Origin of the sequence: Candidatus Symbiopectobacterium sp. NZEC151, assembly GCF_025962655.1 — a bacterium.
Lineage (GTDB): Bacteria > Pseudomonadota > Gammaproteobacteria > Enterobacterales > Enterobacteriaceae > Symbiopectobacterium.
The window spans coordinates 136,424-162,317 of the sequence record NZ_JAGFPE010000001.1 but is presented as its reverse complement, the minus strand read 5'-3'; the positions used below and the strand labels follow the sequence as shown (position 1 = coordinate 162,317).

General features: G+C 55.5%; 23 protein-coding genes. 10 read left to right on the top strand and 13 right to left on the bottom strand.

Features of this window, described 5'->3' with window-relative positions:
• Nucleotides 1-106: 106 nt before the first annotated feature.
• Nucleotides 107-268 carry a hypothetical protein gene (locus tag J5067_RS00705; protein ID WP_264641964.1) on the bottom strand — a complete coding sequence of 54 codons (162 nt, stop codon included), beginning with the start codon at nucleotides 266-268 and terminating at the stop codon, nucleotides 107-109.
• 196 nt (nucleotides 269-464) lie between these two features.
• Nucleotides 465-695 (bottom strand): hypothetical protein, encoded by a 231-nt coding sequence (locus J5067_RS00700; RefSeq protein ID WP_264641963.1) that lies wholly within the window; start codon nucleotides 693-695, stop codon nucleotides 465-467.
• Nucleotides 696-1,031: 336 nt separating this feature from the next.
• Here J5067_RS00700 and J5067_RS00695 point away from each other — a divergent pair, with 336 nt between their 5' ends.
• Complete coding sequence (locus J5067_RS00695; protein ID WP_264641962.1) at nucleotides 1,032-2,372, top strand: anaerobic C4-dicarboxylate transporter; 1,341 nt, start codon at nucleotides 1,032-1,034, stop codon at nucleotides 2,370-2,372.
• A gap of 67 nt (nucleotides 2,373-2,439) precedes the next feature.
• Here the strand turns inward: J5067_RS00695 and gltP are convergent, their stop codons facing one another.
• Complete coding sequence (gene gltP, locus J5067_RS00690) at nucleotides 2,440-3,759, bottom strand: glutamate/aspartate:proton symporter GltP (RefSeq protein WP_264650194.1); 1,320 nt, start codon at nucleotides 3,757-3,759, stop codon at nucleotides 2,440-2,442.
• A gap of 509 nt (nucleotides 3,760-4,268) precedes the next feature.
• Nucleotides 4,269-5,222, bottom strand: coding sequence for an HTH-type transcriptional regulator Cbl (gene cbl / locus J5067_RS00685; protein ID WP_264641960.1), 954 nt, complete (start codon nucleotides 5,220-5,222; stop codon nucleotides 4,269-4,271).
• Between the two features lie 347 nt (nucleotides 5,223-5,569).
• Between cbl and J5067_RS00680 the strand changes: the two genes are divergently transcribed.
• Together J5067_RS00680 and J5067_RS00675 are read left to right on the top strand one after the other, a co-directional pair.
• Nucleotides 5,570-6,391: an AraC family transcriptional regulator gene (locus tag J5067_RS00680; RefSeq protein WP_264650818.1), complete on the top strand. Its 822-nt coding sequence runs from the start codon at nucleotides 5,570-5,572 to the stop codon at nucleotides 6,389-6,391.
• Between the two features lie 109 nt (nucleotides 6,392-6,500).
• The gene (locus tag J5067_RS00675; RefSeq protein ID WP_264650193.1) at nucleotides 6,501-7,475 is read left to right on the top strand and encodes a DMT family transporter; all 975 of its coding nucleotides are present in this window, start codon (nucleotides 6,501-6,503) and stop codon (nucleotides 7,473-7,475) included.
• A gap of 48 nt (nucleotides 7,476-7,523) precedes the next feature.
• Here J5067_RS00675 and J5067_RS00670 read toward each other — a convergent pair whose 3' ends face one another.
• The 9 genes from J5067_RS00670 to J5067_RS00630 all read right to left on the bottom strand — a co-directional run bounded on the left by J5067_RS00670 (nucleotide 7,524) and on the right by J5067_RS00630 (nucleotide 16,484).
• On the bottom strand, nucleotides 7,524-8,024 hold the full coding sequence (locus J5067_RS00670; RefSeq protein ID WP_264641958.1) for a TlpA disulfide reductase family protein: 501 nt from the start codon (nucleotides 8,022-8,024) through the stop codon (nucleotides 7,524-7,526).
• Nucleotides 8,011-8,709, bottom strand: a complete 699-nt coding sequence (locus J5067_RS00665; RefSeq protein WP_264641957.1) for an ABC transporter ATP-binding protein — start codon at nucleotides 8,707-8,709, stop codon at nucleotides 8,011-8,013. The genes J5067_RS00670 and J5067_RS00665 overlap by 14 nt, the downstream gene beginning before the upstream one ends.
• 4 nt (nucleotides 8,710-8,713) lie before the next feature.
• Complete coding sequence (locus J5067_RS00660; RefSeq protein WP_319802373.1) at nucleotides 8,714-9,868, bottom strand: FtsX-like permease family protein; 1,155 nt, start codon at nucleotides 9,866-9,868, stop codon at nucleotides 8,714-8,716.
• Nucleotides 9,858-11,162, bottom strand: coding sequence for an ABC transporter permease (locus J5067_RS00655; protein ID WP_264650192.1), 1,305 nt, complete (start codon nucleotides 11,160-11,162; stop codon nucleotides 9,858-9,860). Before J5067_RS00655 ends, J5067_RS00660 begins: the two co-directional genes overlap by 11 nt.
• 2 nt (nucleotides 11,163-11,164) lie before the next feature.
• Nucleotides 11,165-12,586, bottom strand: a complete 1,422-nt coding sequence (locus J5067_RS00650) for a Fe-S-containing protein (protein ID WP_264650191.1) — start codon at nucleotides 12,584-12,586, stop codon at nucleotides 11,165-11,167.
• A gap of 81 nt (nucleotides 12,587-12,667) precedes the next feature.
• Nucleotides 12,668-13,198 carry an iron transporter gene (locus tag J5067_RS00645; RefSeq protein ID WP_222160176.1) on the bottom strand — a complete coding sequence of 177 codons (531 nt, stop codon included), beginning with the start codon at nucleotides 13,196-13,198 and terminating at the stop codon, nucleotides 12,668-12,670.
• A gap of 50 nt (nucleotides 13,199-13,248) precedes the next feature.
• Nucleotides 13,249-15,168 (bottom strand): FTR1 family protein, encoded by a 1,920-nt coding sequence (locus J5067_RS00640; protein WP_264650190.1) that lies wholly within the window; start codon nucleotides 15,166-15,168, stop codon nucleotides 13,249-13,251.
• Between the two features lie 84 nt (nucleotides 15,169-15,252).
• Complete coding sequence (gene hypC, locus J5067_RS00635) at nucleotides 15,253-15,522, bottom strand: HypC/HybG/HupF family hydrogenase formation chaperone (RefSeq protein ID WP_264641953.1); 270 nt, start codon at nucleotides 15,520-15,522, stop codon at nucleotides 15,253-15,255.
• A gap of 83 nt (nucleotides 15,523-15,605) precedes the next feature.
• Complete coding sequence (locus J5067_RS00630) at nucleotides 15,606-16,484, bottom strand: hypothetical protein (protein ID WP_264650189.1); 879 nt, start codon at nucleotides 16,482-16,484, stop codon at nucleotides 15,606-15,608.
• A 324-nt stretch (nucleotides 16,485-16,808) separates the two neighbouring features.
• Between J5067_RS00630 and J5067_RS00625 the strand changes: the two genes are divergently transcribed.
• The 7 genes from J5067_RS00625 to J5067_RS00595 are packed head-to-tail and all read left to right on the top strand — an operon-like array spanning nucleotide 16,809 to nucleotide 25,885.
• Nucleotides 16,809-17,426: a 4Fe-4S dicluster domain-containing protein gene (locus tag J5067_RS00625; protein WP_264650188.1), complete on the top strand. Its 618-nt coding sequence runs from the start codon at nucleotides 16,809-16,811 to the stop codon at nucleotides 17,424-17,426.
• The gene (hyfB, locus tag J5067_RS00620; RefSeq protein WP_264650187.1) at nucleotides 17,423-19,441 is read left to right on the top strand and encodes a hydrogenase 4 subunit B; all 2,019 of its coding nucleotides are present in this window, start codon (nucleotides 17,423-17,425) and stop codon (nucleotides 19,439-19,441) included. Before J5067_RS00625 ends, hyfB begins: the two co-directional genes overlap by 4 nt.
• A 10-nt stretch (nucleotides 19,442-19,451) precedes the next feature.
• Entirely contained in the window at nucleotides 19,452-20,420 is a 969-nt protein-coding gene (locus J5067_RS00615; protein WP_264641949.1) for a respiratory chain complex I subunit 1 family protein, read from the top strand.
• Nucleotides 20,421-20,435: 15 nt separating this feature from the next.
• Nucleotides 20,436-21,890, top strand: coding sequence for a hydrogenase 4 subunit D (locus J5067_RS00610; RefSeq protein WP_319802372.1), 1,455 nt, complete (start codon nucleotides 20,436-20,438; stop codon nucleotides 21,888-21,890).
• A 24-nt stretch (nucleotides 21,891-21,914) separates the two neighbouring features.
• Nucleotides 21,915-22,565 carry a hydrogenase 4 membrane subunit gene (gene hyfE, locus J5067_RS00605; RefSeq protein WP_264641948.1) on the top strand — a complete coding sequence of 217 codons (651 nt, stop codon included), beginning with the start codon at nucleotides 21,915-21,917 and terminating at the stop codon, nucleotides 22,563-22,565.
• Between the two features lie 4 nt (nucleotides 22,566-22,569).
• Nucleotides 22,570-24,153: a hydrogenase 4 subunit F gene (locus tag J5067_RS00600; protein WP_264650186.1), complete on the top strand. Its 1,584-nt coding sequence runs from the start codon at nucleotides 22,570-22,572 to the stop codon at nucleotides 24,151-24,153.
• Nucleotides 24,146-25,885: an NADH-quinone oxidoreductase subunit C gene (locus J5067_RS00595; RefSeq protein ID WP_264650185.1), complete on the top strand. Its 1,740-nt coding sequence runs from the start codon at nucleotides 24,146-24,148 to the stop codon at nucleotides 25,883-25,885. Before J5067_RS00600 ends, J5067_RS00595 begins: the two co-directional genes overlap by 8 nt.
• The last annotated feature ends 9 nt before the right edge of the window (nucleotides 25,886-25,894 follow it).

Below are 25,894 nucleotides of genomic sequence, written 5' to 3'. Positions count from 1 at the left end.
ATCGCGTCCTCGTCACCAGAAATCAGTCTGTTGTCTGCATAGGGTTTCTCTGCATTGTGGTGCTAAGTGTGCAAAAAACCTGCCACTTTCGTTCACCACCCTGCGATCAATCCGGACGTTCTTTATTAGCATTTTGCGCCGCTGCACGCGCAGCATCCGCCAACGCGTCGATCTCCTCTTCGGTTAACTGCTCTGCCGCTTCGTGCACTTTGGCTAATCCATCCCCTACCGTAACCGCTTTGGGATCGTCCGCTTGTTGCTCTGCCATATTGACCTCTTCCGCCTGTTACTGACTGCGTCTTTGACCCTTAAGTGTAGTCGAACATCTCGGCCTGCTCATCGCGGCACGACGATAACAATGGCAAATCGGCGAGCCTTGCAGGCACTGTCTGAATATTTTCTTCACGCTAACTAAAGTTATTCTTAAATCAGACAGTAAATAATTTTTTTAATAACCGATTATGCTATAAAAAAACACCGTTATCGGTTTCCACTTCTGCATCAGAAAACGCAATAAAGGTGAAAAACGATTTTAGCGAAAGCCATAACATGACAACTGGCACAATGATTGCTGCAATGGCGTAACGGTAACGAAAAAAAAACCTCTTACCACCAAAGAGGTAAAGGCATTGAAAATCATTATCATAGGTAATAAACACCGTGACAAAACACCCTGCCTTATTTTCATTATCCATTTGGCAGCAAAAAACATACTTAAGTAAAGCAATAAAACAACAAATCAAAAACAACATTGAAAAATATAATGAACATTAATTAAGATAATTAACGCAATAAATTCACCTTCTGTTTTAATTTCTCTAATATAATTATTTTTAGTGTTAAATAACTAAATAAACCAAATAATAATTATTATTGGGATCTGCTTCTTTTATTTGAATTAAAGTTTATAAATATAAAAATTTGTAGACATGGATCAAATAAATAATAATCGAATAATCCCTATAGTACCCACGACGACAGTAAGCCAACTTAATTAATTTAACTCGTCAATATTGAGCAATGGGGTACTTATGGATTTTATCTTACAATTAGTGATCGTTCTGATCTGCCTTTTTTACGGGGCAAGAAAAGGCGGTATAGCGCTCGGCCTGCTCGGTGGTATCGGGCTGGTTATTCTGGTCTTTGTGTTTAAACTCAAACCCGGCACGCCGCCCGTCGACGTTATGCTGGTGATTATCGCGGTGGTTGCTGCTTCCGCCACCCTCCAGGCCTCCGGCGGGTTGGACGTGATGCTGCAAATCGCAGAACGTCTGCTGCGCCGCAACCCGAAATATGTTTCTGTCATTGCACCGTTTGTCACCTGTATCCTGACCATTCTTTGCGGTACAGGGCATGTGGTGTATACCATCCTGCCAATTATTTATGATGTCGCCATCAAAAATAATATCCGCCCGGAACGCCCCATGGCCGCCAGTTCGATCGGCGCGCAAATGGGGATTATCGCCAGCCCGGTTTCCGTGGCGGTGGTTTCGTTGGTCGCCATGCTGGGGAATTTTACCTTTAACGGTCGCCATCTGGAATTTCTCGACCTGCTGGCCATTACCATTCCGTCCACGCTGTTAGGTATTCTGGCAATTGGTATTTTCAGTTGGTTCCGCGGTAAAGATCTGGATAAAGATGAAGACTTCCAGAAATTTATCTCCGTGCCGGAAAACAAGCATTACGTTTACGGTGATACCGCGACGCTGCTGGATAAAAAACTGCCCAAGAGCAACTGGGTCGCCATGTGGATCTTCCTGGCCGCTATCGCTGCGGTAGCGATTCTCGGTGCTGATGAAGGTTTGCGTCCAAGCTTTGGCGGCAAACCGCTCTCCATGGTGCTGGTCATCCAGATGTTCATGCTGTTCGCGGGTGCCATCATTATCATTGCCACCAAAACCAACCCAGCCAATATCTCCAAAAACGAGGTGTTCCGCTCTGGGATGATCGCCATCGTTGCGGTATATGGGATTGCCTGGATGGCAGAGACCATGTTCGGTGCGCATCTGGAGGAAATCAAGGCCACGCTGGGTACCCTGGTGAAACAGTACCCGTGGGCCTATGCCTTGATCCTGCTGCTGGTGTCGAAGTTTGTTAACTCTCAGGCGGCAGCACTGGCAGCGATCGTGCCGGTTGCGTTAGCCATCGGAGTGGATCCGGCGTATATCGTCGCCTCAGCGCCAGCCTGTTACGGCTACTATATTCTGCCAACCTACCCAAGCGATCTGGCTGCCATCCAGTTTGACCGCTCCGGGACCACCAAGATTGGTCGCTTCGTTATCAACCACAGCTTTATTCTGCCGGGGTTGATTGGCGTATCCACATCCTGTGTGTTTGGTTGGGTATTTGCCGCCATGTACGGCTTCCTCTGATTCTTGCCACACAAAAAAAACCGCCCGGTTCTCGGGCGGTTTTTTTATAGTCTGTCCAACGCGCCGATCAAACCTTGCGCTGTACCAGCGTTTCGCCAGTGCCTTTGATTTCACGCTCGTAGGCTCGGGCTTTCTCTTCATCAAACTGCCCTTCCCACTTCGCGACGACCAGTACGGCAAGCGCATTGCCCACCACGTTCAGCGCCGTGCGCGCCATGTCCATGATGCGATCCACACCGGCGATAAAGGCCAGACCCTCTAGCGGAATGCCGACACTGCCCAGGGTTGCCAGCAGCACCACAAACGAAACGCCCGGCACACCGGCAATCCCTTTGGAGGTCAGCATCAGGGTTAACACCAGCACAATCTCTTGCCACAGTGAGAGATCGATGCCGTACAGTTGAGCAATAAAAATGGCGGCAATACTTTGATAAAGCGTGGAGCCATCCAGATTAAATGAGTAGCCCGTCGGCACCACAAAACTGGTGATCGATTTTGGCGCACCGTAGGCTTCCATCTTTTCAATAATACGCGGCAACACGGTTTCTGAACTGGCGGTGGAGTAGGCCAGAATCAATTCATCTTTCAAAATACGGATCAGCATGGTGACCCGCAGACGGCACAAGCGTGCCACCATACCCAATACCACCAATGCGAAGAACAGAATGGCGACGTACACCAGAATCACCAGTTTGGCGAGCGGCCACAGCGATGCAAAACCAAAGTTGGCGACGGTCACCGAAATCAGCGCAAACACCCCAACCGGCGCATAGCACATGATCATGTGCGTGACTTTAAACATAGTTTCCGATACGCCGCGAAACACGTTCAGCAACGGATCGCGATGCGCTTTGGGCAGCGACGACAGCCCCAGCCCGAACAGGACGGAGAAGAAGATAATCGGCAACATGTCGCCTTTGGCAATCGCGGCAAAGATGTTGGGCGGGATCAGCGATAACACGGTCACCACCAAGCTGTGCGACCCGCTCTGCACCTGTTCGGTGGTCTTTTGGTATTGAGAGATGTCCACCGTGGTCAATGACGACATATCGATACCGTGACCGGGTTGGAACAGGTTTGCCAACGTGATGCCAAGGATAATGGCAAAGGTGGTGATCACTTCAAAATAGACAATGGTCTTAAGACCGATACGCCCCAGCTTCTTGGCATCCCCTACCCCAGCGATACCCACAATCAGCGTTGCGATCACAATCGGCACCACGATCATTTTGATCAGCCGGATAAAAATATCACCGGCAGGCATCAAAATGTTACTGATAAGCCACTGGCGGTCATCGGGACTTTCGTGCAGTACGGCACCGACAAGGATGCCGAGGAACAACGCAATAAGGATTTGCCAGGCAAGGCTGATTTTGACTGATTTCATAGTGAATTCCATTGCAACACCACCCGGCGCCGCGAACGCACGGCCACTGCGCCTCTCTTCCGGTTGAACGGCGCACACGGGTGACTGAGATAAAATGCGACCAATGTGAATGCCGATGCAGCACGCCTTGATAACCCTGCGCTGCGGCGCGCGCTCGAATATGCCCGCAATAGCGTTGAATGGATTGACAAGTGACTGTATCTGAAAGCAAAACATCAGACATACGTTATTGTTATGGCCGGGGATACTACTATCCCATTTCCGTGAGATCAAGCAGCCAAATCGGGTTAAAAGTCACAGTTATGTCAAAAAAATGTGATAAAACACTGAAAAACGCGTGAAAAAAGCAGTTATTCACCGTGATAAAGAAAAGATAAAGAAGATATGTCAGGCGGAGGCATAAGAAGCAGCAGGATGCATAACGGCAGCCAACAACGGTTCACTTGATCGATATCAAGCAAACCGTTAGTGCCGAGAGTTTGGGGGGTGAGAGCCTATTGGAATAGGCGCTAAATCTGATAGTCGATAACGGACTCTCCGTTATCCGAGAAGACTTTATCCTTGATCTCATCCAGCGAAAGCTCGCTGTTGCACAGTTGCAGGAATTTCCAGGCATAATTGCGCTGTAGCTGGCTTTTCTTTAGCCCAATCCACACCGTGTTACCTTCAAACAGGTGCTCAGCATTCAGGCGCACCAGCCCTTTATCACGCGCCGGTTCGTAGGAGTGATCGGCAACAATCCCCACGCCCAAGCCCAATTCAACGTAGGTTTTAATCACATCCGAATCCTGAGCACTCAGGGCAATATCCGGCGTCATGCCTGCCGCCAGAAAAGCGCGATCGACGCGAGAACGCCCGGTAATCCCTTGCCGGTAAGTGATCAACGGCACTTTGCTGAGCATATCCAGCGTCACCGTTGGCACGTCTATCAGGGGATGTTGCTGCGGCACCAGGATAGCGTGATGCCAGCGGTAGTAGGGAAATGCCGCCAGCGTGGCGTCATTCATCAATTGCTCGCTGGCAATGCCGATATCCGCTTCACCGGAGTGCAGCATGGCAACAATATCGTCCGGCGTGCCCTGGTTAAGCACCAGGCGTACTTGCGGATAGATGGCACGAAACTCTTTAATCACATTGGGCAAGCTGTAACGCGCCTGAGTATGCGTGGTGGCGATCACCAGTTGACCCACATCGTTGTTGGTGAACACATTAGCCAGACGGCGAATGTTGTTGGCGTCATTCAGAATACGTTCAGCGACCACCAGCAACTCTTTGCCCGGCTCGGTCATGCCAAGCAGTCGTTTGCCACGGCGAATAAAAATTTCGATGCCCAGCTCTTCTTCCAGTTCACGGATATGGCGACTCACGCCCGACTGAGACGTAAACAGCGAATTGGCGACTTCCGTCAGATTATAGTTACGCCGTGCCGATTCTCGAATAATCTTCAGTTGTTGAAAATTCACTTGGTTCTCCATCTCTGCATCGTTTTACCCTAACACCATATAGATACGGGGGAAAAAATGCCGCGACAAATAAGCAATCGGATGGTGTTATATTATTTTCTACTAAGAAAATAAGCAGAGACAGGTTGAGTTATTCCTTGCGGCGCATAAGCCAGTAAAACACTTAAAAATCAACACATTAATATAATTACTTTTTCTGTGGATTTAATTTTCATCGCGGAACGATAAATCTTTTTGTTATGATTTATACAAATCCAGTCTTATCCATTCAAAAAAACGTCATGGACCTGCACATGAATAACGCCCCGCTCTCATTACTGGATAAAAAAGAAGGCGTCGATCGCGAGATGTTTCAAGGTCCGTTGGATCGCGCGCAATTTCGCCATGTGCCACAGCAACCCGGCGTTGAGTTATATCAGGCGCACATTGCCCGCTGTGCTTTTGAACCCCATACCCATGACGCCTTTGGTATCGGCACCATTGACTTTGGTGCTGAGCGCTTTCGCTATCGGGGTGCTCAGCACGTGGCAGCGCAGGATACGCTGGTTTTGATGAATCCTGACGAACTGCATACCGGGCAGGCCGTCGGCGAGGAAGGGTGGCGTTACCGCATGATCTATATTGATCCTGTGCAGTTGGAGGCGCTCTCCGGTGAGCAAGGCTGGTGGTTCAACGATGTGGTGCGTCATGACCCACTGGCAGCCCGCCAACTGTCTGCTCTGCTGGCTGCGCTGTGGCGTGCTCACGACCCGCTGGCCTGCGATAGCCTGATGCTGAGCATCATCGATATTTTTCGGCCCTTTGCCCGCGTGGCACAGCCGTTGCAAACGCAAGCCCTGTCGCGTTTTGACGAGGTGAAGCACTACCTTAACGATAACTTTGCGCAGGCAGTCACGCTTAACCAGCTGGCCGCCGTCGCCGCCCTCAGCCCTTACCACTTCCTGCGGCGTTTCAAAGCGCACTACCACGTCACCCCGCACCAGATGCTGATGGCGATCCGTTTGCAGCGGGCCAAACAGCTGCTGTGCCGCGGTATGCCTGCCGCGCAGGTGGCTGCGGAGGTCGGACTGACCGATCAAGCCCATCTGACGCGCAGCTTTGCCCAACGTTACGGCATTACGCCGGTGCGCTATCAAAAACAGGTTGCGCCGCACAGCCGCCACCGCTAAAAAAAGCGCAATATCCTACAATATGTTATCCGTCTTACCGGTTAGGCTGCCGTTGATACGACAACACAAGGGCCTGGCCCTTCAAGCATAAATGGGTAACGGGTGTGATATGTTAAGCGGTATCGTTTTCGCCCTGACGGCGGGTTTGATGTGGGGGCTGATTTTCGTGGGCCCGTTGATGGTGCCGGAATATCCTGCCGCGTTGCAGTCTGCGGGTCGCTATGTAGCGTTTGGGCTGATCGCACTGCCGTTGGCATGGGCTGACAGAACACGTCTGCGCCGCTTAAGCCGGGCAGATTGGACCGAAGCGCTGAAGCTCTCGGCGGTGGGTAATCTGCTCTATTACTTTTTCCTTGCCAGCGCCATCCAGCGTACCGGCGCTCCGGTCTCTACCATGATCATCGGCACGCTGCCGGTGGTGATTGCCGTTACCGCTAATCTGCTGTACGGACGACAGGAAGGCGCGCTCTCCTGGTGGCGATTAACGCCGCCGCTGGTGCTGATTTTGCTTGGACTGTTATGTGTGAATCTGGCGGAACTGAGCGCCCAGGATGAGCAGGTCGATATGGAGCGTTATCTCGGTGGGATCGGTATGGCGGTCGTCGCCGTGATCTGCTGGACCTGGTATCCACTGCGTAATGCGCGCTGGCTGCGTCGTAATCTGGATAAAAAATCCACCACCTGGGCCACCGCACAAGGGATCGTGACGTTGCCGATGGCGTTGCTGGCCTACGTCCTTGTCAGCGGGCAACTTGCGCTGACCAAACCGGATTTTTCCCTGCCGTTTGGCCCGCGTCCGCTGGTGTTTATTGGCTTGATGCTGGCGATCGGGTTGCTTTGCTCCTGGCTTGGCACCTTCTGCTGGAACCAAGCCAGCCAACGTCTGCCGACGGTGCTGGTGGGGCCGCTGATCGTGTTCGAAACGCTGGCAGGGCTGACCTACACCTTTATGCTGCGCCAGGCATGGCCGCCGCTGCTGACGCTGTGCGGTATCTGCTGTTTGTTGGTGGGTGTGGTGGGTGCCATGCGCATCAAGCCAAAACCCGTGGTGGTGAAGGTGGAGACGGCGGCACAGGAAAAATAAACCTGACGGTGGCGCAGGGTTCCCTCTGCGCCACGCGCTAAAAGGGCATTAAGCCCCGGTGGCTAGCTGTTTGAACAACGCCGTTAGCTGCTGCTCATTGCGCGCCCCTTCATGCTGGGCTGTCACGTTGCCAGACGCGTCAATCACGAACGAGGTCGGCGTGCCCACCACCTGATAGCGCTCTTTGGTAATGCCCAGTTGGTCGCGGATGACCGGATAGCTGATGTGCTGCTGGGCCAACAGCGCGGCAATGTCCACCCCGTCAGGATCGGTATTCACCGCCACTACCACCACGTTATCCGCGTAGGTTTTGCTCAGTTTTTCCAACGTGCCCATCTCCGCCAGACATCCGCCACAGCCGGAAGACCAGAAGTTAAGATAGACCTGTTTGCCCTGCCAGCGTGCCAGTTCCACCTGTTGACCGGTCAGATCGTAGGCCGCCAGCGCAGGCGCGCGTGCGCCAACCTGTACCTGCTCTTCTTTGCAGCCCGACAGCAGTGCCAGCGCGCCCATCAGGCACCCCAGCGTTATCAGTTTACGCCACTGCATGTTGTTGAACCTCCTCACTCAGGTACTTGCCGTGCTGCAAGCGGATAATACGATCGGCAAACCGCCCCAGTTCCGGGTTATGCGTCACCATCACAATAGTACGTCCCTGATGATGAAGATCCTGCAACAACGCCAGCACGCGCTGTTCGTTCTCTTCGTCCAGATTACCGGTCGGTTCATCGGCAAAAATCACCGGCGGCTCGTTCACCAGCGCCCGAGCAATACAGACGCGCTGCTGTTCCCCACCGGAAAGCTGGCTAGGCAGGTGATCGGTGCGGTGCTCCAGCCCGACCTGCGCCAGCACCTGACGCGCCGCCGTTTCATCCACCACGCTATGGTAGTGCTGCGCCAGCATCACGTTTTCCAGCGCGGTGAGGAACGGGATCAGGTGGAACTGCTGAAACACCAGCCCGATTTTGTCCGCGCGAAAGCGTCGCCGACCTTCTTCATCCAACGCGGCAGCATCGACGCCATCCAGCAGCACCTGTCCTTCCGTCACGGTATCAAGGCAGGTGAGGATATTCATCAGCGTGGTTTTCCCCGAGCCGGATGCCCCCATGATGGCGACAAATTCACCGCGCTGAATACAAATATTGATGTTTTCCAGCGCAGTGACCTGCCCGAAGCGTTTGTACAGTTGGCGGGTTTCAATCACCGCCTCTTGCGGGTTATGTGCAACACCCATTGAATCACTCCCCTTTTAACACTTTTGCGGGCTCGACGTGGATCGCGCGCCGGGTAGGAAACACAGCGGCGGCGGCGGCCACCAGCAAGGACAGCAGCAGCGTCAGCGGCAGCACCGGCGCACGCAGCGAAATGCTGGCGTTGAACACCGTCAGTCCCAGCACCTGAGCCAACAGATAACCGAGCAGGCAACCGCAGACCACCGCTGCAAGCGCAATCACGCCAGTTTCGGCCAGCATCTGGCGCACGATATCTTTACCGCTCGCGCCCAACGCCTTCTGCAACGCAAACTCTTTGGCACGTTCGCCGACAATCGCCATCAAAGTGGTGTTCACGCACAGTGAAGAGAGCACCAGAATGACGGCAGAAACCAGTCCCATCAGCCCTTTAATCTTGTCCAGCACCTGCCCTTCCGAGGCGGAAACCTTGAGGATAGGCCGAATTTCCAGATCGGGATATTGTTGTTGCAGGCTGGCCGCAAAGCGATCTACTTGCCCCAGATCGTTACTGACGCTCAACAGGGCGTTACTGATGGTGCCTTCCTTTTGCAGCCATTTTTGCGCCAGCTCCAGATTCACGATCAGCATATTGTCGGTAGCGTCACCGGCTTCAACGATCCCTTTGATGCGCAAGCGCTGACGCTCGCTGCCATCGATCAGCGTAACGTTATCGCCGACTTTGACATGCAGTCGCTCCGCCAGCTTGACGCCGATCATCGCGTTACGATCGTCAAACTTGACGCCGATCCAGTCGCCGGTTACCTGCCAGTAGGGAGAGAGTTGACGCAGCGCGTCAAACCACACGCCCATCAAAACCACTTTCTCCAACTCGGTACGCGCCATACCGTATAAATACGGGCTGGCGGCATTGATCAACCCCGGCGGGGCGTTATCGAGAATCGGCTGAAACCCGCTTTGTGCCAGGGAGCCGCCGTGCGCCGGACCAATATAAAAGTTGGCACCAAAGGTACGCAGTTCCTGGCTCATTTTGGCATTGATATCAAAGTACACCGCCGACATGGCGGTAACGATGGCGGCACCAACGGTCAGTGCGGCAAACACCACGCTGACACGCTGCATGCGCAAGCGCAATGCGCGAATCACCAGCCGCCAGAACATACTGCCGATCCAGCGATCTGAACCCGATGGATTAACGGCCATACAGCACCTCCACCGGATAGAGACGGGCAATGCGCCGCGCCGGGAACCAGGTGCCGATGATGGCAATCAGCATGGCGATCACCAGCACGCACGGGATCACCACCCAGGCAAAGCTGAGCGGTACGCCGAACAGCATCAGGCCAATCGCGCGCGCCAATCCCCAGCCTGCAATGCAGCCCAGTGCGCCGCCGAGCAGGCCGCTCATTGCCGCTTCAAGATAGAACAGCAGCATGATCTGCCACTGCCGTGCGCCAAGCGCTTTCATCAAACCGATTTCCTTGGAACGCTCCATAATGGTACTGGTCATCAATGACGCGATGCCCATGGCAGCAGCGACCAGTGCGGCAAAGGTCACCACGCCCAGCAGCAACTGAATCTTGTCGATAACCACCCCTTCTGACGCCGCCACCTGCCAGATAGGACGAACCACCGAACCTGATATGGCTTCCTCCAACTGGTGGGCAATCGACGACACGTACGCGGTGCAGTACCACAGGTCGTACTCTTCGGCGTTAAGCGCTTCGAGATTCTCGCGCGCCCGGCGTGACAGTTCGTTTTCCGGCACCGTCAGCGCAGACACACGCACGGCCTGAATCTTCCCTTCCAGCCCCAGCATGTTCTGCACCGCCGCCAGCGGCATCACCAGACGGTTTTCTTCATCGCCACCGCTGGCGAGAATACCGCTGATACGCACCTCCAGCGCGTGTTCTGGCCCTTGCAAACGTAAGGTTTGCCCCACCTGCCAACCGTTTTGCTGTGCCAGCTGTTTTCCCGCCAACACGTCGATCCCCTGCCCGCTCTGCAAGGCGTTTTCGCTCACCGGTTCGCTCGGCCAGTTGCCGGTCACCTGCCAGTAGGGGCTAACGCTCTGTTGCCCGGTGTGGTAATCCTCTTCGTCCGGGATGGTGATCGGTTGCGAAAAGAAGGTGCCCAGCACGGAAATGTGCTTGCCGGCGACGATCACATCCCCGCTGAGCAGAGGTGCGAAGCCAACGATATTGTTACGCCAAAAGATATCCTTGATGTTGGGCAGTTCTGATTCATCAAGAAATTCCTCACTGGCCAGCGGATTGCTGTTTTCACCAAACAGCGCCGGCAGCGCCGCCTGACCGGCAGGCTCCACCAGAATATTGGCACCGTAGGATTTCAGCTCGCGCGCCATTTTGTCGCCAATATCGATCGATACCGCCAGCAGCGCCGAGATCAACCCGGCGGCCAGAAACACCGTCAATACCGCCAGCGATTTGCGCCGCACATTGCGGCTCCATGACTGACGTAGCATGCGCCATAACATGATTACTCCTCCTCGTCCGCTGCGGCGTTATCCGTCGCAGACTCGGTATTACCCGCAGAATGTGCTGTCACGAAGCTGCGGGGGTTGTCACGGAACTTGTTGTAGTTGGCTTCCGACGCAAAGAAGTAGGTCTTGCCGGCATAGCGGTATTTGTGCTCGGCTTTCAGGTTGGTCAGCTTGCTGCCGTCGACCGGATCCACCACATCCATGGATACCACCGTGGTGAAGTAGTTCGCCCCCACCGCCAGCGACGCATAGCTGATCGCCAGTTCGTTGTCGTCGTTGCTCCAGCCTTCAATCGGTACCGGGTTACATCCACCGGCTTTACCAATAGACGGAATAAAGATGCGCACACCGCAGGCGACACAAATCACCTGGTTGCCTTCCATCACATAGCCCTGATCGCCACACAGCAGACAGGCATCAAACACCACGCCGAGGCGAAGCCGGTCAGGATAGCGGTTAATCACAAAGAAGCGAACGGCTTTGCCGTCATCGGCAATCCAGACAAAGCGGTGCAGCTTGCCGTCACGCACCTGTTCGATAGGAATATGCACTTTGCCATCCGGACCGAGCGTCACGGGTTGCGCTTCCGACAAGCGCGGCGGCTGCGAGGCTACCTGATCCCAATAAAGCTGCCCCAGCGCCACCACCAGCAGCGCCACCAACGCGGCGGTAAAGGTCCGGCGCGTATTACGGTAATCGGCGGTTGCCTTGCGTTTGGCGATCGCTTCGTCAGTTGCCTGCATCTGCTGACGGGTTTTCAGTAGCGGCAGCATGAACCCCGCCGACAGCAGCGCCAGCAGCAATGCGCAAAGGTAGTTAAGCGCCGCGCCGTTATTGGTGACGCGCGCCACAAAGCTCAGGCGCGGTTTGGTCAATCCCAACGCTTGCAGCTTCATCAACAGCAACATCAGGCCGCCGCTCAGCGGCAGCACCAACAGTGCCACCAGCAGCAACAGTAGCGGCCAGCGCAGGCGCGGTAAACGCCGCACCATCATGCCGCACAGCACGGCGCTGAAAGCCACCCAGCCAAAGGCCAGGATCACCGCACTGATATTCAACAGTAAATCGGTATTCACCACGTGGGTGGTAGTCAGTGCCGTCAGATTGGGATCGTCGCCCCAATGCACTGCGGCCCCGATGATCAACAGCCCCTGCCAGAGATAGCCGAGTTTGCTACTCTGCGTTAGCTGGCTGAGCAAAAACAGCGCCAGCGCGACCAGTTGAATCAAGGTAAATATGAGTTGAACGGTTTGGCTTGAAGGCAGGCGAATTCCCACCAGGGTACCGACCAGCAGGGCCAGCAGCGTGGTCCACACCAACGGGCGCAGACGAGGGGCAGAACGGTGACTCCAGTGGAGCCCTAACAGCAGTGCAACAGGCAGAAACGCTTGTAGCACGGTAACAAAAAAATGACTCATAGCGCACACTCAGGCGAAGCCCCCCGCGCCCAGGGCGGCAGGGGGAATTTCCGTAACGGCCTTACGCAATCCAGAATCGAATTATTTGTCCAGACCAACATATTTGAAGTCGTAGCTGACATCAAACGGTTTCCACCAGCGACCAACACCCGTTTCGCCATCGGTATGGCGGTGCATACCAGCTTTTGACGGCGGCTCGATGTGGTAGGTCACTTTGTAGTTACCAACGCCCATCATTTTGATGTTGGCACCGTAGTGCGGGCCATCGCTCGCGACCATCGGCATGAAGGTCCCTTCCTGCTTGGCACCAGTATCGGTGTTCACCAGGGTGTAAGCGATGGTCAGGTACGGCATCCATTCACCTGCACCGAAGCCGTTTTTGTTGCCTTCCACGGCGTGGATATCGGCTTCCAGGTGAATATCGGATTTAGCCGCAGGCAGACCCATGCCGCGCGGTTCCATGTCGATCGGCTGCAAGTAGACCGCAGCGATCTCCAGTTCGTTAATGGTGATCGGCTCACCAGCCGGATGTTCGGTAAACGCGAACGCGGCAGGTGCCGTTAATACTCCGGCAATAATCGCGCTGGCAATCAAACTCTTTTGCATCTTCATCAAACCCATCCTCATATCATCACTATCATGTTGTTTTTGATTTTTGCTTATCATTGCTTCCCGTATTCGAACGTCTCAGCGCGCCGACGCATAATCCACAGCGCGGCCAGAGCAGCGAACACCAATACGACTTGTGGTATCAGCGTTTCTACGTAGGGGTAAATCCCCAATACGCTGATTTCCGGAACCCACGTCAACAGCGTGGGCTCGAACAGCTTGCCTTCGATTAACTCCAGTACACCTTTACCGGCAAACACAAACGCCATCAGGTACATGAAACAACCGGTAAACATAAAGAAGGGCTTCAGCGGCAGTTTGACCACGGTAAAGCGCATCACCAGATAAGCGATAAGCAAAATCACGCAGCCAATCAGGAAGCCCGCCAGAATAGAGAGGTGCCCCGCCACGTTGCTGGCATCCCCCACTAATGCAAAGTAGAACAGCACCGTTTCCGCGCCTTCGCGGTATACCGCCAGGAAACTGGTCAGCCACAACCCAATCACCGAACCGCTGCTGAGGGAGTGCGACAGTTTTCCTTCCAGGTAGGCTTTCCAGTGTCGGGCTTCGACTTTCGACAGTAGCCAATAACTCATGCTGAACAACATCACCACCGCAATCAGCATGGTGAACCCTTCCAGCAATTCGCGGCTGGCACCGGAATTGCTGAACAGCATCTGGAACAGCACGGCGGTCAATACGCTGCACACCAGCGCCACATACACCGACTGGCGGATTAACGGCAGCTTGTCATGATGATTGTTTTTCACCAGATAGGCCACGATGGCAGCCACGATCAGCAGCGCCTCCAGCCCTTCACGCACGATGATCAACAGACTGTAAATCAGCAGGCTCCAGTGCGTTTCGCTGCCGCTGCCCAGCATGGTGACCGCGTTAGCCAAATCCTGTTGCATCGCATCGGCCTGCGCGTGCAGCGCAGAAACCGGCTGTCCGGCGCTCATCATACTGACCAGACGAGTGAAGTAGCCTTCCAGCGTGGATTTGAACGCGGAATCACGCGAGCCGACCTTGTTCTCCATACCGCTGGCTTCGAACAGATCGAAGTAGGCATCCTGCACCGCCATAATGGCCGGTTTCGCCTGCCCGCTTTCATACTGAGCAATCGCTGCCGCGATAGCCTGATTGATGTTGTTCACCACGCTGGCCCAGTCCGCATCCGGGACGTCAGCGCCAGCCATGCTGTTATCCGGTGCCGCTGACACCGGCTGATCGTCACGGGTGGTGGGCAAGCCCGGCAGCACATCTTCAATATCTTGCAGCAGCGTAGTGACCCGATAAGCCACTTCGCTCATTTGATCCGGCTGAGTAGTCAGCGCAATCAGTGCACTAAATTGCTGGTTGATAGACGCGGCTTGCTGCGAGGAGCGGTTTTGGCGCACCGACATTTCCATCTCGGAGTTTTTAAATCCCTGATAGTGTGCCTGCTGTACGCTTTGACTGGCTTTTTGATAATCACCCGTCTGATAGTCAGCCACCGCTTGAGCCAACCCATCATCAATGGTCTTGAAGCTTTGCTGCCAGTAGAGGGCGATATCGCTGTTGCCATAGGCCCCATGCTGCTCCTGCGCCACCAATTTGTGACCGTCAGTCAACACCGGCAGCACGCTGTCCAGCTCGCTTTTCAGCCAGTTCACCTTGGCCTGGATGTCGGCTTGCGGCTTACCTTCGCCAATCATGCGGCGAATTTCACCAAAGGTGGCTTCCAGTTGATAGCTTTTCTGTGCGGAGATATTGATACGAATCGGCCCTTCCAGGTTTTCAAACACCTCGAAGTAGGCCATTTGAACTTCGGTACGGGCTTCATCCGGTTTCTGCTGCTGGTAGAGCTCAGCGGTCTTATCCAGGCGGCCCTGAATGTCATGGATGAAGGTGTTGTAATCCGTTGCGGCAAATGCCGACAGGCTGGAAAACACAAAACACAGTACAATCAAACACTTCTGCCATATAGACATAAATACGATGGTCATCGACAATGAGAGTTATTTTCATTATCACGTTTTAACATTTACATTTCTTGACGTAAATCACAAAATGCCTCACTGTTTCAGAAATATTGTAACATCGTGCTCTACCTCTTCCATTTGGCGCAGCGCTGCCAGCGTGTCGAGCGCCTCCTGTTCATCCAGCCGACTCATGGCAAATCCGACGTGTACCAATACCCAACTGCCGATCAGGCTGGCAGCGTCAACGCCGTCTGCCACCAGCGCGACATTCACTTCACGCTTAACGCCGCAGACATCCACCCACGCCGTATCCTGTACGTTGTCCGCTAATGCGATGACTTTTCCGGGAATGCCGAGACACATGGTGATGATCCTTGTTGATGAATATGGGCTGCCGTATACCGATTTAGCAATGTTTATGCCAACGATACAATCAATGTTTCCGCCTATATCGCTATACCCGTCATTGTCGATGCCCCAACTGGCTGAGGTTTGCTTTTTTCTTCGATGAACTTGAGAATATAATGCAAACCGCTACTGTCAATGTTGTCTCCAGGGAAATAGGAGATATCAACAGGGTAAAATTGGTTCCTTGAGGCATTGTATAAAAAGTTATTTTCCGACATATCTGTGGGAGGACAACCTTTTTCACACATTTCGTATAATAACAAAATAAAATCCTCCGCTGCATTATCATAAAAATAATCAACCTTGGACAAAGGAACACCATCAATTTTATCCAACTGAATAATTCCCTGCGCAATAATACAGGCAGAATTCTTTCCATAAAATAGCCGGAAAGAATCTGCTTGCCGCGCGACCTCATCGGCCGAAACATCATCAAAGAAAATTTTCAACACTTTCCCGGGGTTTTTGTTATCTTCGACCACAATGGCCTGCGCCCCCTCACCCAGCGTAGCTCCGATTCTACCGCTATTTTTTTCTATAAATTCAGATGTAGTGGCTGTACATGATGACGCAGAGTTCGGGATCCCTGTTCTTTGATGGCTATCCATAGAGGGTCTTCCGCAATGCGCGATAAACACCTTCAATTGCGGCCTGAGATTATCATTAGACACTTGTGCCAGTGCTTTATAGATATTATACGCCAATATTATCGACGGACCCGATGGTATAACGGGTTTATTATGTATAAAAATCCCCTTGGCATCCGACTTGGACAACTCGAAGGAAGTAGTGGCTATTTTCGCTAACTTCTTTAATGTTTTCGAGGAAAGGGTATTGTTATTGGTTTTTTTCAGCAACGCGGAATAGATTGTGTCTTTTTTAACATCAATTCGAGATTGAGTATTTATGAAAAACATCGTGCACCTCAGTAAAAACACTAATGTACACAATAATTATCGCCGACCCTTCAAGAAAACAATTTTAGGACGATTAAACACAGACAGAAATATTTTATCCCTCTTCAGTGGAAAATGATAAGGCAATTCCGGTAAGCCGGTGCGTCACGCCATCGTCACCCTTCTCGTCACTAATGTCGAAACCGACATCGTCAATGCCGTCACCGACGGACGCCGCAGCACAGCACCCGAGCAAGGACGGGCCTCTCCGGCTAACTCGCTGACGTGGCACAGAATATGCTTCACGCAGCCCAACAATAGGAGAAAGCCCCGGAGGGTATGGCTATGAATCGCTTCGTCATTGCGGAGCCCAAACGCTGTATCGGATGTAACACCTGTATGGCGGCCTGTACGCAGGTACACCGCCAGCATGGGTTGCAAACCCATCCCCGTTTGACGGTGGAGCGAGATGCCCAAGGCACCGCCCCCGTGCTGTGTCGCCACTGTGAGGATGCGCCGTGCGCACAGGTATGCCCGGTTAACGCCATCACGCAGCGCAATAATTCTGTGGTGTTGGATGAAGTGGCCTGTATCGGCTGCAAGCTGTGCGCCATCGCGTGCCCGTTCGGCGCGATAACCCCATCTGGCAGCAAACCGCTGGCCGTGCCGCAGACCTTCGCTCACCACATTCCCGTTGAAGCATTAACGGACGTGCCCGTCAGCGTTGCCTCCATCAATCCGTTCCTGTCGTGGAATGCGGGTGTGAAAAGCGTGGCGGTAAAATGCGACCTGTGTGCCTTTCAGGATAGACCGGAATGTGTGCGTGTTTGCCCAACGCAGGCACTCTTTGTAGTGGATGAGTCACATATTGCCGCCGCTACCGAGGCCAAGCGCCGTCAGGCAATGATGTGGCCGCAGGGCAATCAACCCTTTGCGGCAACGGAATGGGAGCCAAAATCATGATGACCCCCTTTGCATGGCTGGCTCTCTCACTGGCGCTCTATGTGGCGGGCGCGCTGTTATCGCTTTGTCTGGCCCGCAACGACGACTGGGCGATCAAGCTCAGTGGCGCCGCTGCATTGCTCGCCGGACTCGCTGGTGTCACCGCCGCGCTTCCGGTGCTGACCAGTGCCCAGCCGTTACTGGCGACGTTCGATGGCCCGTTTGTCGCGTTCGCGCGATTAACGCTGCGACTGGATGCACTGGCCGCCTTTATGGTACTGGTGATTTCACTGCTGGCGACCATCACCGCCCTCTATTCGTTAGCCTATCTGCAAGAGTACCGCGGACGCGCCGGGGCGATGGGGTTCTATATGAACCTGTTTATCGCCTCGATGGTGGCGCTGGTGGTGACGGATAACGCCTTCTATTTCATCATCCTGTTTGAAGTGATGTCGCTCAGTTCCTACTTCCTGGTGATCTCCGATCAGGATGACGAAGCCATCAACGCCGGGTTGCTCTACTTCCTGATCGCCCATGCCGGATCGGTGCTGATCATGGTGGCATTCTTCCTGCTTTACCGCGCCAGCGGCAGTTTGGATTTTGCCGATTTCCGTCAGGCAAAACTGCCGCCGCTACAGGCTTCCGTGGTGTTCCTGCTGGCATTCTTCGGCTTTGGCGCAAAGGCCGGGATGTTGCCGCTGCACGGCTGGCTGCCGCGCGCCCACCCCGCCGCACCGTCACACGCCTCTGCGCTGATGTCGGGCGTGATGGTGAAAATCGGCATCTTCGGCATTATCAAGGTGGGGATCGATCTGCTCGGTGCCACCGCAGCCTGGTGGGGCGTGGTGGTACTGGCATTCGGCGCGGTCTCTTCGGTGCTGGGGGTGCTGTACGCGCTGGCAGAGCACGATATCAAGCGCCTGCTGGCTTATCACACGGTAGAAAACATCGGCATCATTCTGATGGGCGTCGGCGTTGGCATGATTGGTATCGCCACGCATCAGCCGCTGCTGGCCGCGTTAGGCCTGCTGGGCGGGCTGTATCACCTGCTGAACCATGCACTGTTTAAAGGCTTGCTGTTCCTTGGCGCTGGCGCGGTGATCTACCGGCTGCACACCAAAGACATGGAAAAGATGGGCGGCCTTGCCCGCCGCATGCCTTATACCGCGCTGGCGTTTCTGGTCGGCTGTATGGCGATTTCCGCGCTGCCACCGCTCAACGGCTTTGTCAGCGAATGGTTCACCTATCAGTCGCTGTTCACCCTGAGTCATCAGGGGAGCTTTGGGTTGCGACTGATTGCCCCGATTGCCATTGTGATGCTCGCCATCACCGGTGCGCTGGCCGCCATGTGTTTCGTTAAAGTGTATGGCATCAGCTTCTCCGGTGCCGCGCGCAGTGAGAAAGCCGATCGGGCACGGGAAGTGCCCTGGCCGATGACCCTCGCCATGGGCCTGCTGGCGCTGCTGTGTGTCGCGCTGGGCGTCGGTGCCAGTCTGGTGGCACCGATTATCACCCAGGTTGCCGTCAGTCTGACCGGCACAGCTGCTCCGGTGGTGGCACACGGGCTGACACTGTTCCCCGGCAATCCGGCACAAACCTCGCTGTCGACCCCGTTGATCTTTATTTTGCTGCTGGCGCTGCCGCTGTTGCCACTGCTGCTCTACGTGGGCGCAAAAGGCGGTCGTCAGGCATTTCGCCAGCGTGGCACGCCCTGGGCATGCGGCTATGAGTACGAAGGTGCCATGGCCGCTTCGGCGGGCAGCTTTACCCAGCCGCTGCGCGTGCTGTTTGCGCCGCTCTACCGCATACGGAAAACCTTGGCACCGGGCCCGATGCTACAACGGGCGCTGGAACAGACGACGCGTGCCGCTGAAAACGCCGAGCCCATGCTGGATAACCGCGTGGTGATGCCGCTAGCCAGCGCCTTGCAGCGGGTGAGCCGTGCGATGCAGTGGATCCAACACGGCGATTTCCGGCTCTATTGCCTGTACGTGGTAGCGGCGCTGGTGGTGCTGCTGCTGATCACGATGGCATAAGGAGAATCCGATGTTTACTGAAACCACGTTATCCGGTGCCGCCCCGCTCCTCATCCGTCTGGTGTGCGCCTTGTTACAGGCGCTGGCGCTCTTCGCGCTTGCCCCGCTGTTCTCCGGGCTGGCGCGGGTGATTCGCGCCAAGATGCATTCGCGTCAAGGGCCGGGACTGTTACAGGACTACCGCGACATCATCAAGCTGCTGAAGCGGCAATCCGTCGCGCCGGAGCACGCTGGCGGCGTGTTTCGCCTGATGCCCTTTGTGCTGATCGGCTCCATGCTGTTGGTTGCCATGACGCTGCCGGCCGTGACGCTGCGTTCGCCGTTTGGTGCCGGTGGCGACATCATCACCCTGCTCTATCTGTTTGCCCTGTTTCGCTTCTTCTTTTCACTGGCAGGACTGGATTCCGGCAGCCCGTTTGCCGGTATCGGTGCCAGCCGCGAACTGACGCTCGGTATTTTGGTCGAGCCGATTTTGATTCTGTCTCTGTTGGTGGTGGCGCTGATTGCCGGTTCAACCAATATCGGCAATATCAGCCATGTGCTGGCAGAGGGGGCCTGGCTCTCGCCTACCGCGACCGGTCTGGCGCTGCTGGCCTGCGCTTTCGCCACCTTTATCGAGATGGGGAAAATTCCTTTCGACGTTGCCGAGGCTGAACAGGAGCTACAGGAAGGCCCGTTGACCGAATATTCTGGTGCCGGACTGGCTCTGGTGAAATGGGGGATCAGCCTCAAGCAGGTAGTGGTAGCGGTGCTGTTTCTCTCCATTTTCGTGCCGTTTGGCAAGGCGGACAGCTTCACCCTCGGTGCCATGCTGTGGGGCAGCATCACGCTGCTATTAAAGCTGTTGCTGGTGTTTGTCGCCGCTGCGGTGTTTGAAAACAGCCTGGCGCGCGGGCGCTTTCTGCTGACCGGGCGCGTTACCTGGCTCGGATTCGGTATCGCCGCGCTGGCCTTTGTTTTTTACCTCACCGGTCTATAGGAGCCCATCGCGATTATGGATACGTTCGTTATAGAAAGTCGCGCGCTGGCGACGCTGCTGCTGCCCTTTATCGGCGCGCTGTGGATTGCCATTGCGCCACAGCGTCACGCCAAAGTGCTGTGCAGTCTGTTTGCCCTGTTGGCGACGTTAGGTATGGCGTCGCTGGCCTGGGGCTGGCATGCGGCAGGGCAGCACGATACGGTGATTACGCTGTATCGCTACGGCGACGCCGAGCTGTTCGGCTTTGTGTTTGACCGCGTCAGCCTGCTCATTGGTTTTGCCGTGGTGTTCCTCGGCCTGCTGGTCAGCGTCTACTCCTGCGGCTATCTGACCTCAGGCAACCGGGAGCACCCGCACGAAGGCACCAATCGCTACTATGCGTTTCTGCTGGTGTTCATCGGGGCGATGGCAGGCCTGACGCTCTCCTCAACGCTGCTCGGGCAGTTGCTGTTTTTCGAAATCACCGGCGGGTGTTCCTGGGCGTTGATTGGTTACTACCAGCAACCCAAGCCGCTGCGCTCGGCGTTAAAAGCGCTGTTGATCACCCACGTGGCCTCTATCGGCCTCTACCTTGCCACCGCCTGGCTGTTTGCCAAAACCGGCACCTTTGCTCTGAGCGCCATCAGCCAGTTAGACAGTGCCGACAAAATTGTGGTGTTCGCTGGCATCATGTTCGCCGCCTGGGGGAAATCGGCCCAGTGGCCGCTGCACGTCTGGCTGCCGGATGCGATGGAAGCACCGACGCCGGTCAGTGCCTATCTGCACGCCGCCTCGATGGTGAAAGTGGGCGTGTATATTTTTGCCCGCGCCATTCTGGCGACGGACGACATCCCGCATGTGATCGGCGTGGTCGGGCTGGTAATGGCCACCTTCACGCTGGTGTACGGCTTTCTGATGTATTTACCGCAGAAGGACATGAAACGCCTGCTGGCCTACTCCACCATCACCCAACTGTCGTACATCTTTTTCGCACTGTCACTGGCGACCTTCGGCTCACGCATGGCGTTTGACGCTGGGATTGCCTACATCTTCAACCACGCGTTCGCCAAGAGCCTGTTCTTCCTGGTCGCCGGTGCGCTCAGCTACAGCTGCGGCACCCGCATGTTGCCACGACTGAAAGGATTGATGCGTAAAACGCCGTTGCTCGGCATTGGTTTTTGCGTGGCCGCGTTGGCGATTACCGGGGTGCCGCCGTTTAACGGTTTCTTCAGCAAATTCCCGCTGTTTGCCGCCGGTTTCTCGCTTTCGGCAGAGCACCTCTGGCTGTTACCGCTACTGGCGATCGCGTTAGTGGAGTCCGTCGCCAGCTTTGCCTGGTTCCTTTACTGGTTCGGACGCACGGTACCGGGTGAGCCGTCGGAAGAGGTGGCAACGGCGGCACCGCTCCCTGTCACCATGCAGGGCGTGTTGGTGGTGTTAATCATCATGTCGCTGTGTTCCAGCGTGTTTGCTGCGCTGTGGCTGCAATAGGCACGGGCGAAAGGAGAAAATGAAATGACTGGTTCGCTTATCGTCAACAATTTGGCCGGACTGTTGATCATCACCTCTCTATTGGTGATCGTCGCCAAACGGCCTACCACCTCATCGTTACTCTACGCGTTGCAATCGCTGGTGCTGGTGCTGATATTCGTCGCGCTGGCAAACCTGTTGCAAGCGCACGAGCTGTATCTCTGGTCGCTGACCGCGCTGGTCACCAAAGTGATTCTGGTGCCCGCCATCATGTATCGCGCCTTTCGTCGACTTGACGACCCCAGCGCCGACGGCGGCATTATCAGCCCGGTGGCTATCTTGCTACTGGCGGTATTGATTGTGGTGCTGAGCTACTTTGTGGTGGCCCCGGTGCAACTGCCGATGGTCAGTGCGCTCAAACCGGCGCTCGCGGTGTCGCTCGGTCACTTTATGATCGGTCTGCTGTGTATCGTCACCCAACGTAACATCCTCAAACAGGTATTTGGCTATTGCCTGATGGAGAACGGCGCGCATCTGACATTGGCGCTGCTGGCGCACCGCGCGCCGGAGCTGGTGGAGATTGGTATCGCCACCGACGCCATCTTTGCCGTTATCGTCATGGCGCTGATGGCACGCAAAATCCATCGCACCTTGCATACCTTGGATGTTCAACAACTTACGGCACTGAAGGGGTAAGCGCATGACCAGTTCGACCTTGCTTTTCACCCTGCTTGCCACGCCGTTCATCACCGCGCTGCTGGCGTTTCTCTGCCGCTGGTGCGGCGGCGCGGCGCGCACGGCGGTGAGCATTATTCACCTGTGCGGCATCAGCCTGCTGCTGGTGCTGTCGCTGTACGTGGTGGGCATGATTGCTTCTCAGGGCGAGATTCTGGCAGCACATCGCTGGCTGCATCTGGATAGCCTGAGCGCGCTGTTTCTCGCCATTCTCGGCATTATCGGCTTTCTCACCGGGCTTTACTCAGTGGGATATATGAACCATGAAGTGAACAGCGGCGAGGTCTCTGTCCCGACGTTGTGCCACTACTACGGCTTCTTCCACCTGTTTCTGTTCACCATGTTACTGGTGATCACCAGTAACAACCTGATTGTGATGTGGGCCGCGATTGAGGCCACCACGCTCAGCTCTGCATTTCTGGTTGGCCTGTACGGCCAGCGCTCGTCGCTGGAGGCCGCCTGGAAGTATGTCATCATTTGTACTGTCGGGGTCGCATTTGGGTTATACGGCACCGTATTGGTCTACGCCAACGCCGCCAACGTGATGGCAACACCGGGTGATGCCATCTTCTGGACCGACGTGCTGCAACACGCTTCCGAACTGGACAGCACGCTGATGCATCTGGCGTTTATCTTCGTCATCATCGGCTTCGGCACCAAGACCGGGTTGTTCCCGATGCACGCCTGGTTACCGGATGCCCACAGCGAAGCGCCCAGCCCGACCAGCGCCCTGCTTTCTGCCGTGCTGCTCAACTGCGCGCTGCTGGTTATCGTGCGTTATACCATGATCGTCAGCGCCGCCATCGGCCCGGTATTTCCGCAGCGACTGTTGCTGGTGTTCGGGCTGCTGTCTGTCGCGGTGGCCGCGTTTCTGATTCTGGTTCAGCGCGACATGAAACGTCTGCTCGCCTACTCCAGCGTGGAAAATATGGGATTGATTGCCGTGGCGCTCGGTATTGGTGGCCCGCTCGGCGTGCTGGCGGCACTGTTGCACACGCTGAATCACAGTCTGGCGAAAACCCTGCTGTTCTGCGGCTCCGGCAACGTGCTGCTTAAATATGGCACGCGCGATATGGATGCGGTGAAGGGCATCCTGCGTGTCACCCCGATTACCGGCGCGCTGCTGGCCGGTGGCGCACTGGCGCTGGGCGGCATGCCGCCATTCAATCTGTTTTTAAGCGAGTTTATGACCGTCACCGCCGGCATCAATGCGGGCTATCTGTGGCTGGTTATCGTGTTGCTGTTTCTGTTGACTATCGTGCTGGCTGGGTTGGTACGCATGGTCGCCAGCACCGTGTTGGGCAACAGCCCCGCTGCCGTCAGCAAAGGTGAGTTAGGCATTCTGACCACCGCACCGATGGCGATTCTGCTGGCATTAATGCTGCTGATGGGCACGCATATTCCACAACCCGTTACCCGTTTACTGGAAAGCGCCAGCGCGCTGGTGTTGCAATCGCACACCACCGAGGCCGCCACTGCCACGGCACTGTCGCCGATCGAACGCGCACCGCTTACCCTTTCTCGTCAGGAGACGTCCCGTGATGAATGAACATCCTACTCCCCCCGTGGCTGCTGCAACCAACGCCAAACGCGGCGCGGGTTATGCCGCGCAGGTGCAGCAGCGGTTCCCCCACGCCATACTGGAACAGGCGTGGCAAACCGACGACCAGTTGACGCTGACGGTGAAACTGGCAAGCCTGCCGGATGTGGTGGAGCATCTCTACTATCAGCATGGCGGTTGGCTGTCAGTCCTGTTTGGTAACGATGAGCGGACGTTGAACGGCTATTTTGCCATTTACTATGTGCTGTCGATGGAACAGGGAGAAAAATGCTGGGTGATCGTCAAGGCACTGGTAGACCCGATCAACCCTGAATTTCCCTCGGTGACGCCGCGCGTGCCTGCCGCCGTGTGGGGCGAGCGCGAAGTGCGCGATATGTATGGCCTGATCCCCGTCGGTCTGCCGGACGAACGCCGTCTGGTGTTGCCCGATGATTGGCCGGACGATCTTTACCCGCTGCGCAAAGATGCAATGGATTACCGCCAGCGCCCGGCACCGACACAGGATAATGAAACCTACTCCTTTGTGAACGAAGCCACTGGCGACACCCGCGTGGTGCCGATTGGGCCGCTGCACATCACCTCCGACGAACCCGGTCACTTCCGCCTGTTTGTCGACGGCGAGCAAATTATCGACGCCGACTACCGGCTGTTCTACGTCCACCGCGGCATGGAGAAACTGGCGGAAACCCGTATGGGCTATAACGAAGTCACCTTCCTGTCCGACCGGGTCTGTGGCATCTGCGGTTTCACCCACAGCGTGGCCTACACCACGTCGATCGAAAATGCGATGGGCATTGTGGTGCCGCCACGGGCACACGCCATTCGCAGTATTCTGCTGGAAGTGGAGCGCCTGCACAGTCACCTGCTGAACATCGGTCTGTCGAGCCACTTCGTCGGTTTTGATACCGGGTTTATGCAATTCTTTCGCATCCGCGAAAAATCCATGACCATTGCCGAAATGCTGACCGGCGCGCGTAAAACCTATGGCCTGAACCTGATTGGCGGCATTCGCCGCGATATTCTGAAAGAGGACAGGCTGAAAACCATCAAGCTGATTCGTGAGATGCGCACCGAAGTTATGCAACTCTCTGACATGCTGCTGAATACGCCTAATATGCTGCAACGCACGCAGGGCATTGGCATTTTGTCATCACAGGTGGCACGTGATTACAGCCCGGTGGGCCCGATGATTCGCGCCAGCGGCTTCCAACGCGACATGCGTATCGATCACCCCTACTCCGCCTACCTGGATTTGCCGATGGAACTGCACCACCTGAGCGCCGGGGACGTCTATTCCCGTGTGCTGGTGCGCATTCGCGAAGTGCTGACCTCGTTGGCTATCGTGGAATACGGTTTGGACAATCTGCCCGAAGGCCCGCTGTTGACCGAAGGGTTTGCGTATAAACCTTATCAGTTCGCCCTGGGGTACGCAGAAGCGCCGCGTGGCGAAGACGTGCACTGGAGCATGACCGGCGATAACCAGAAACTGTTCCGCTGGCGCTGCCGTGCCGCTACCTACGCCAACTGGCCGGTGCTGCGCTATATGCTGCGCGGTAATACGGTGTCCGACGCGCCGCTGATCATCGGCAGCCTGGACCCGTGCTACTCCTGTACCGATCGGGTGACGCTGATCGACGTGCGCAAACAGAAAATCACTACCGTGCCCTATAAAGAGATCGAGCGCTATGGGCTTGAACGCACGCGTTCGCCGCTGAAATAGAGGGATGAC

What these genes read in the sequence shown, in the direction of transcription:
- J5067_RS00705 (WP_264641964.1), bottom strand. Translation starts at nt 268, where the DNA reads ATGGCAGAGCAACAAGCGGACGATCCCAAAGCGGTTACGGTAGGGGAT.
- J5067_RS00700 (WP_264641963.1), bottom strand. Translation starts at nt 695, where the DNA reads ATGGATAATGAAAATAAGGCAGGGTGTTTTGTCACGGTGTTTATTACC.
- J5067_RS00695 (WP_264641962.1), top strand. Translation starts at nt 1,032, where the DNA reads ATGGATTTTATCTTACAATTAGTGATCGTTCTGATCTGCCTTTTTTAC.
- gltP (WP_264650194.1), bottom strand. Translation starts at nt 3,759, where the DNA reads ATGAAATCAGTCAAAATCAGCCTTGCCTGGCAAATCCTTATTGCGTTG.
- J5067_RS00680 (WP_264650818.1), top strand. Translation starts at nt 5,570, where the DNA reads ATGTTTCAAGGTCCGTTGGATCGCGCGCAATTTCGCCATGTGCCACAG.
- J5067_RS00675 (WP_264650193.1), top strand. Translation starts at nt 6,501, where the DNA reads ATGTTAAGCGGTATCGTTTTCGCCCTGACGGCGGGTTTGATGTGGGGG.
- J5067_RS00670 (WP_264641958.1), bottom strand. Translation starts at nt 8,024, where the DNA reads ATGCAGTGGCGTAAACTGATAACGCTGGGGTGCCTGATGGGCGCGCTG.
- J5067_RS00665 (WP_264641957.1), bottom strand. Translation starts at nt 8,709, where the DNA reads ATGGGTGTTGCACATAACCCGCAAGAGGCGGTGATTGAAACCCGCCAA.
- J5067_RS00660 (WP_319802373.1), bottom strand. Translation starts at nt 9,868, where the DNA reads ATGGCCGTTAATCCATCGGGTTCAGATCGCTGGATCGGCAGTATGTTC.
- J5067_RS00655 (WP_264650192.1), bottom strand. Translation starts at nt 11,162, where the DNA reads ATGTTATGGCGCATGCTACGTCAGTCATGGAGCCGCAATGTGCGGCGC.
- J5067_RS00650 (WP_264650191.1), bottom strand. Translation starts at nt 12,586, where the DNA reads ATGAGTCATTTTTTTGTTACCGTGCTACAAGCGTTTCTGCCTGTTGCA.
- J5067_RS00645 (WP_222160176.1), bottom strand. Translation starts at nt 13,198, where the DNA reads ATGAAGATGCAAAAGAGTTTGATTGCCAGCGCGATTATTGCCGGAGTA.
- J5067_RS00640 (WP_264650190.1), bottom strand. Translation starts at nt 15,168, where the DNA reads ATGTCTATATGGCAGAAGTGTTTGATTGTACTGTGTTTTGTGTTTTCC.
- hypC (WP_264641953.1), bottom strand. Translation starts at nt 15,522, where the DNA reads ATGTGTCTCGGCATTCCCGGAAAAGTCATCGCATTAGCGGACAACGTA.
- J5067_RS00630 (WP_264650189.1), bottom strand. Translation starts at nt 16,484, where the DNA reads ATGTTTTTCATAAATACTCAATCTCGAATTGATGTTAAAAAAGACACA.
- J5067_RS00625 (WP_264650188.1), top strand. Translation starts at nt 16,809, where the DNA reads ATGAATCGCTTCGTCATTGCGGAGCCCAAACGCTGTATCGGATGTAAC.
- hyfB (WP_264650187.1), top strand. Translation starts at nt 17,423, where the DNA reads ATGATGACCCCCTTTGCATGGCTGGCTCTCTCACTGGCGCTCTATGTG.
- J5067_RS00615 (WP_264641949.1), top strand. Translation starts at nt 19,452, where the DNA reads ATGTTTACTGAAACCACGTTATCCGGTGCCGCCCCGCTCCTCATCCGT.
- J5067_RS00610 (WP_319802372.1), top strand. Translation starts at nt 20,436, where the DNA reads ATGGATACGTTCGTTATAGAAAGTCGCGCGCTGGCGACGCTGCTGCTG.
- hyfE (WP_264641948.1), top strand. Translation starts at nt 21,915, where the DNA reads ATGACTGGTTCGCTTATCGTCAACAATTTGGCCGGACTGTTGATCATC.
- J5067_RS00600 (WP_264650186.1), top strand. Translation starts at nt 22,570, where the DNA reads ATGACCAGTTCGACCTTGCTTTTCACCCTGCTTGCCACGCCGTTCATC.
- J5067_RS00595 (WP_264650185.1), top strand. Translation starts at nt 24,146, where the DNA reads ATGAATGAACATCCTACTCCCCCCGTGGCTGCTGCAACCAACGCCAAA.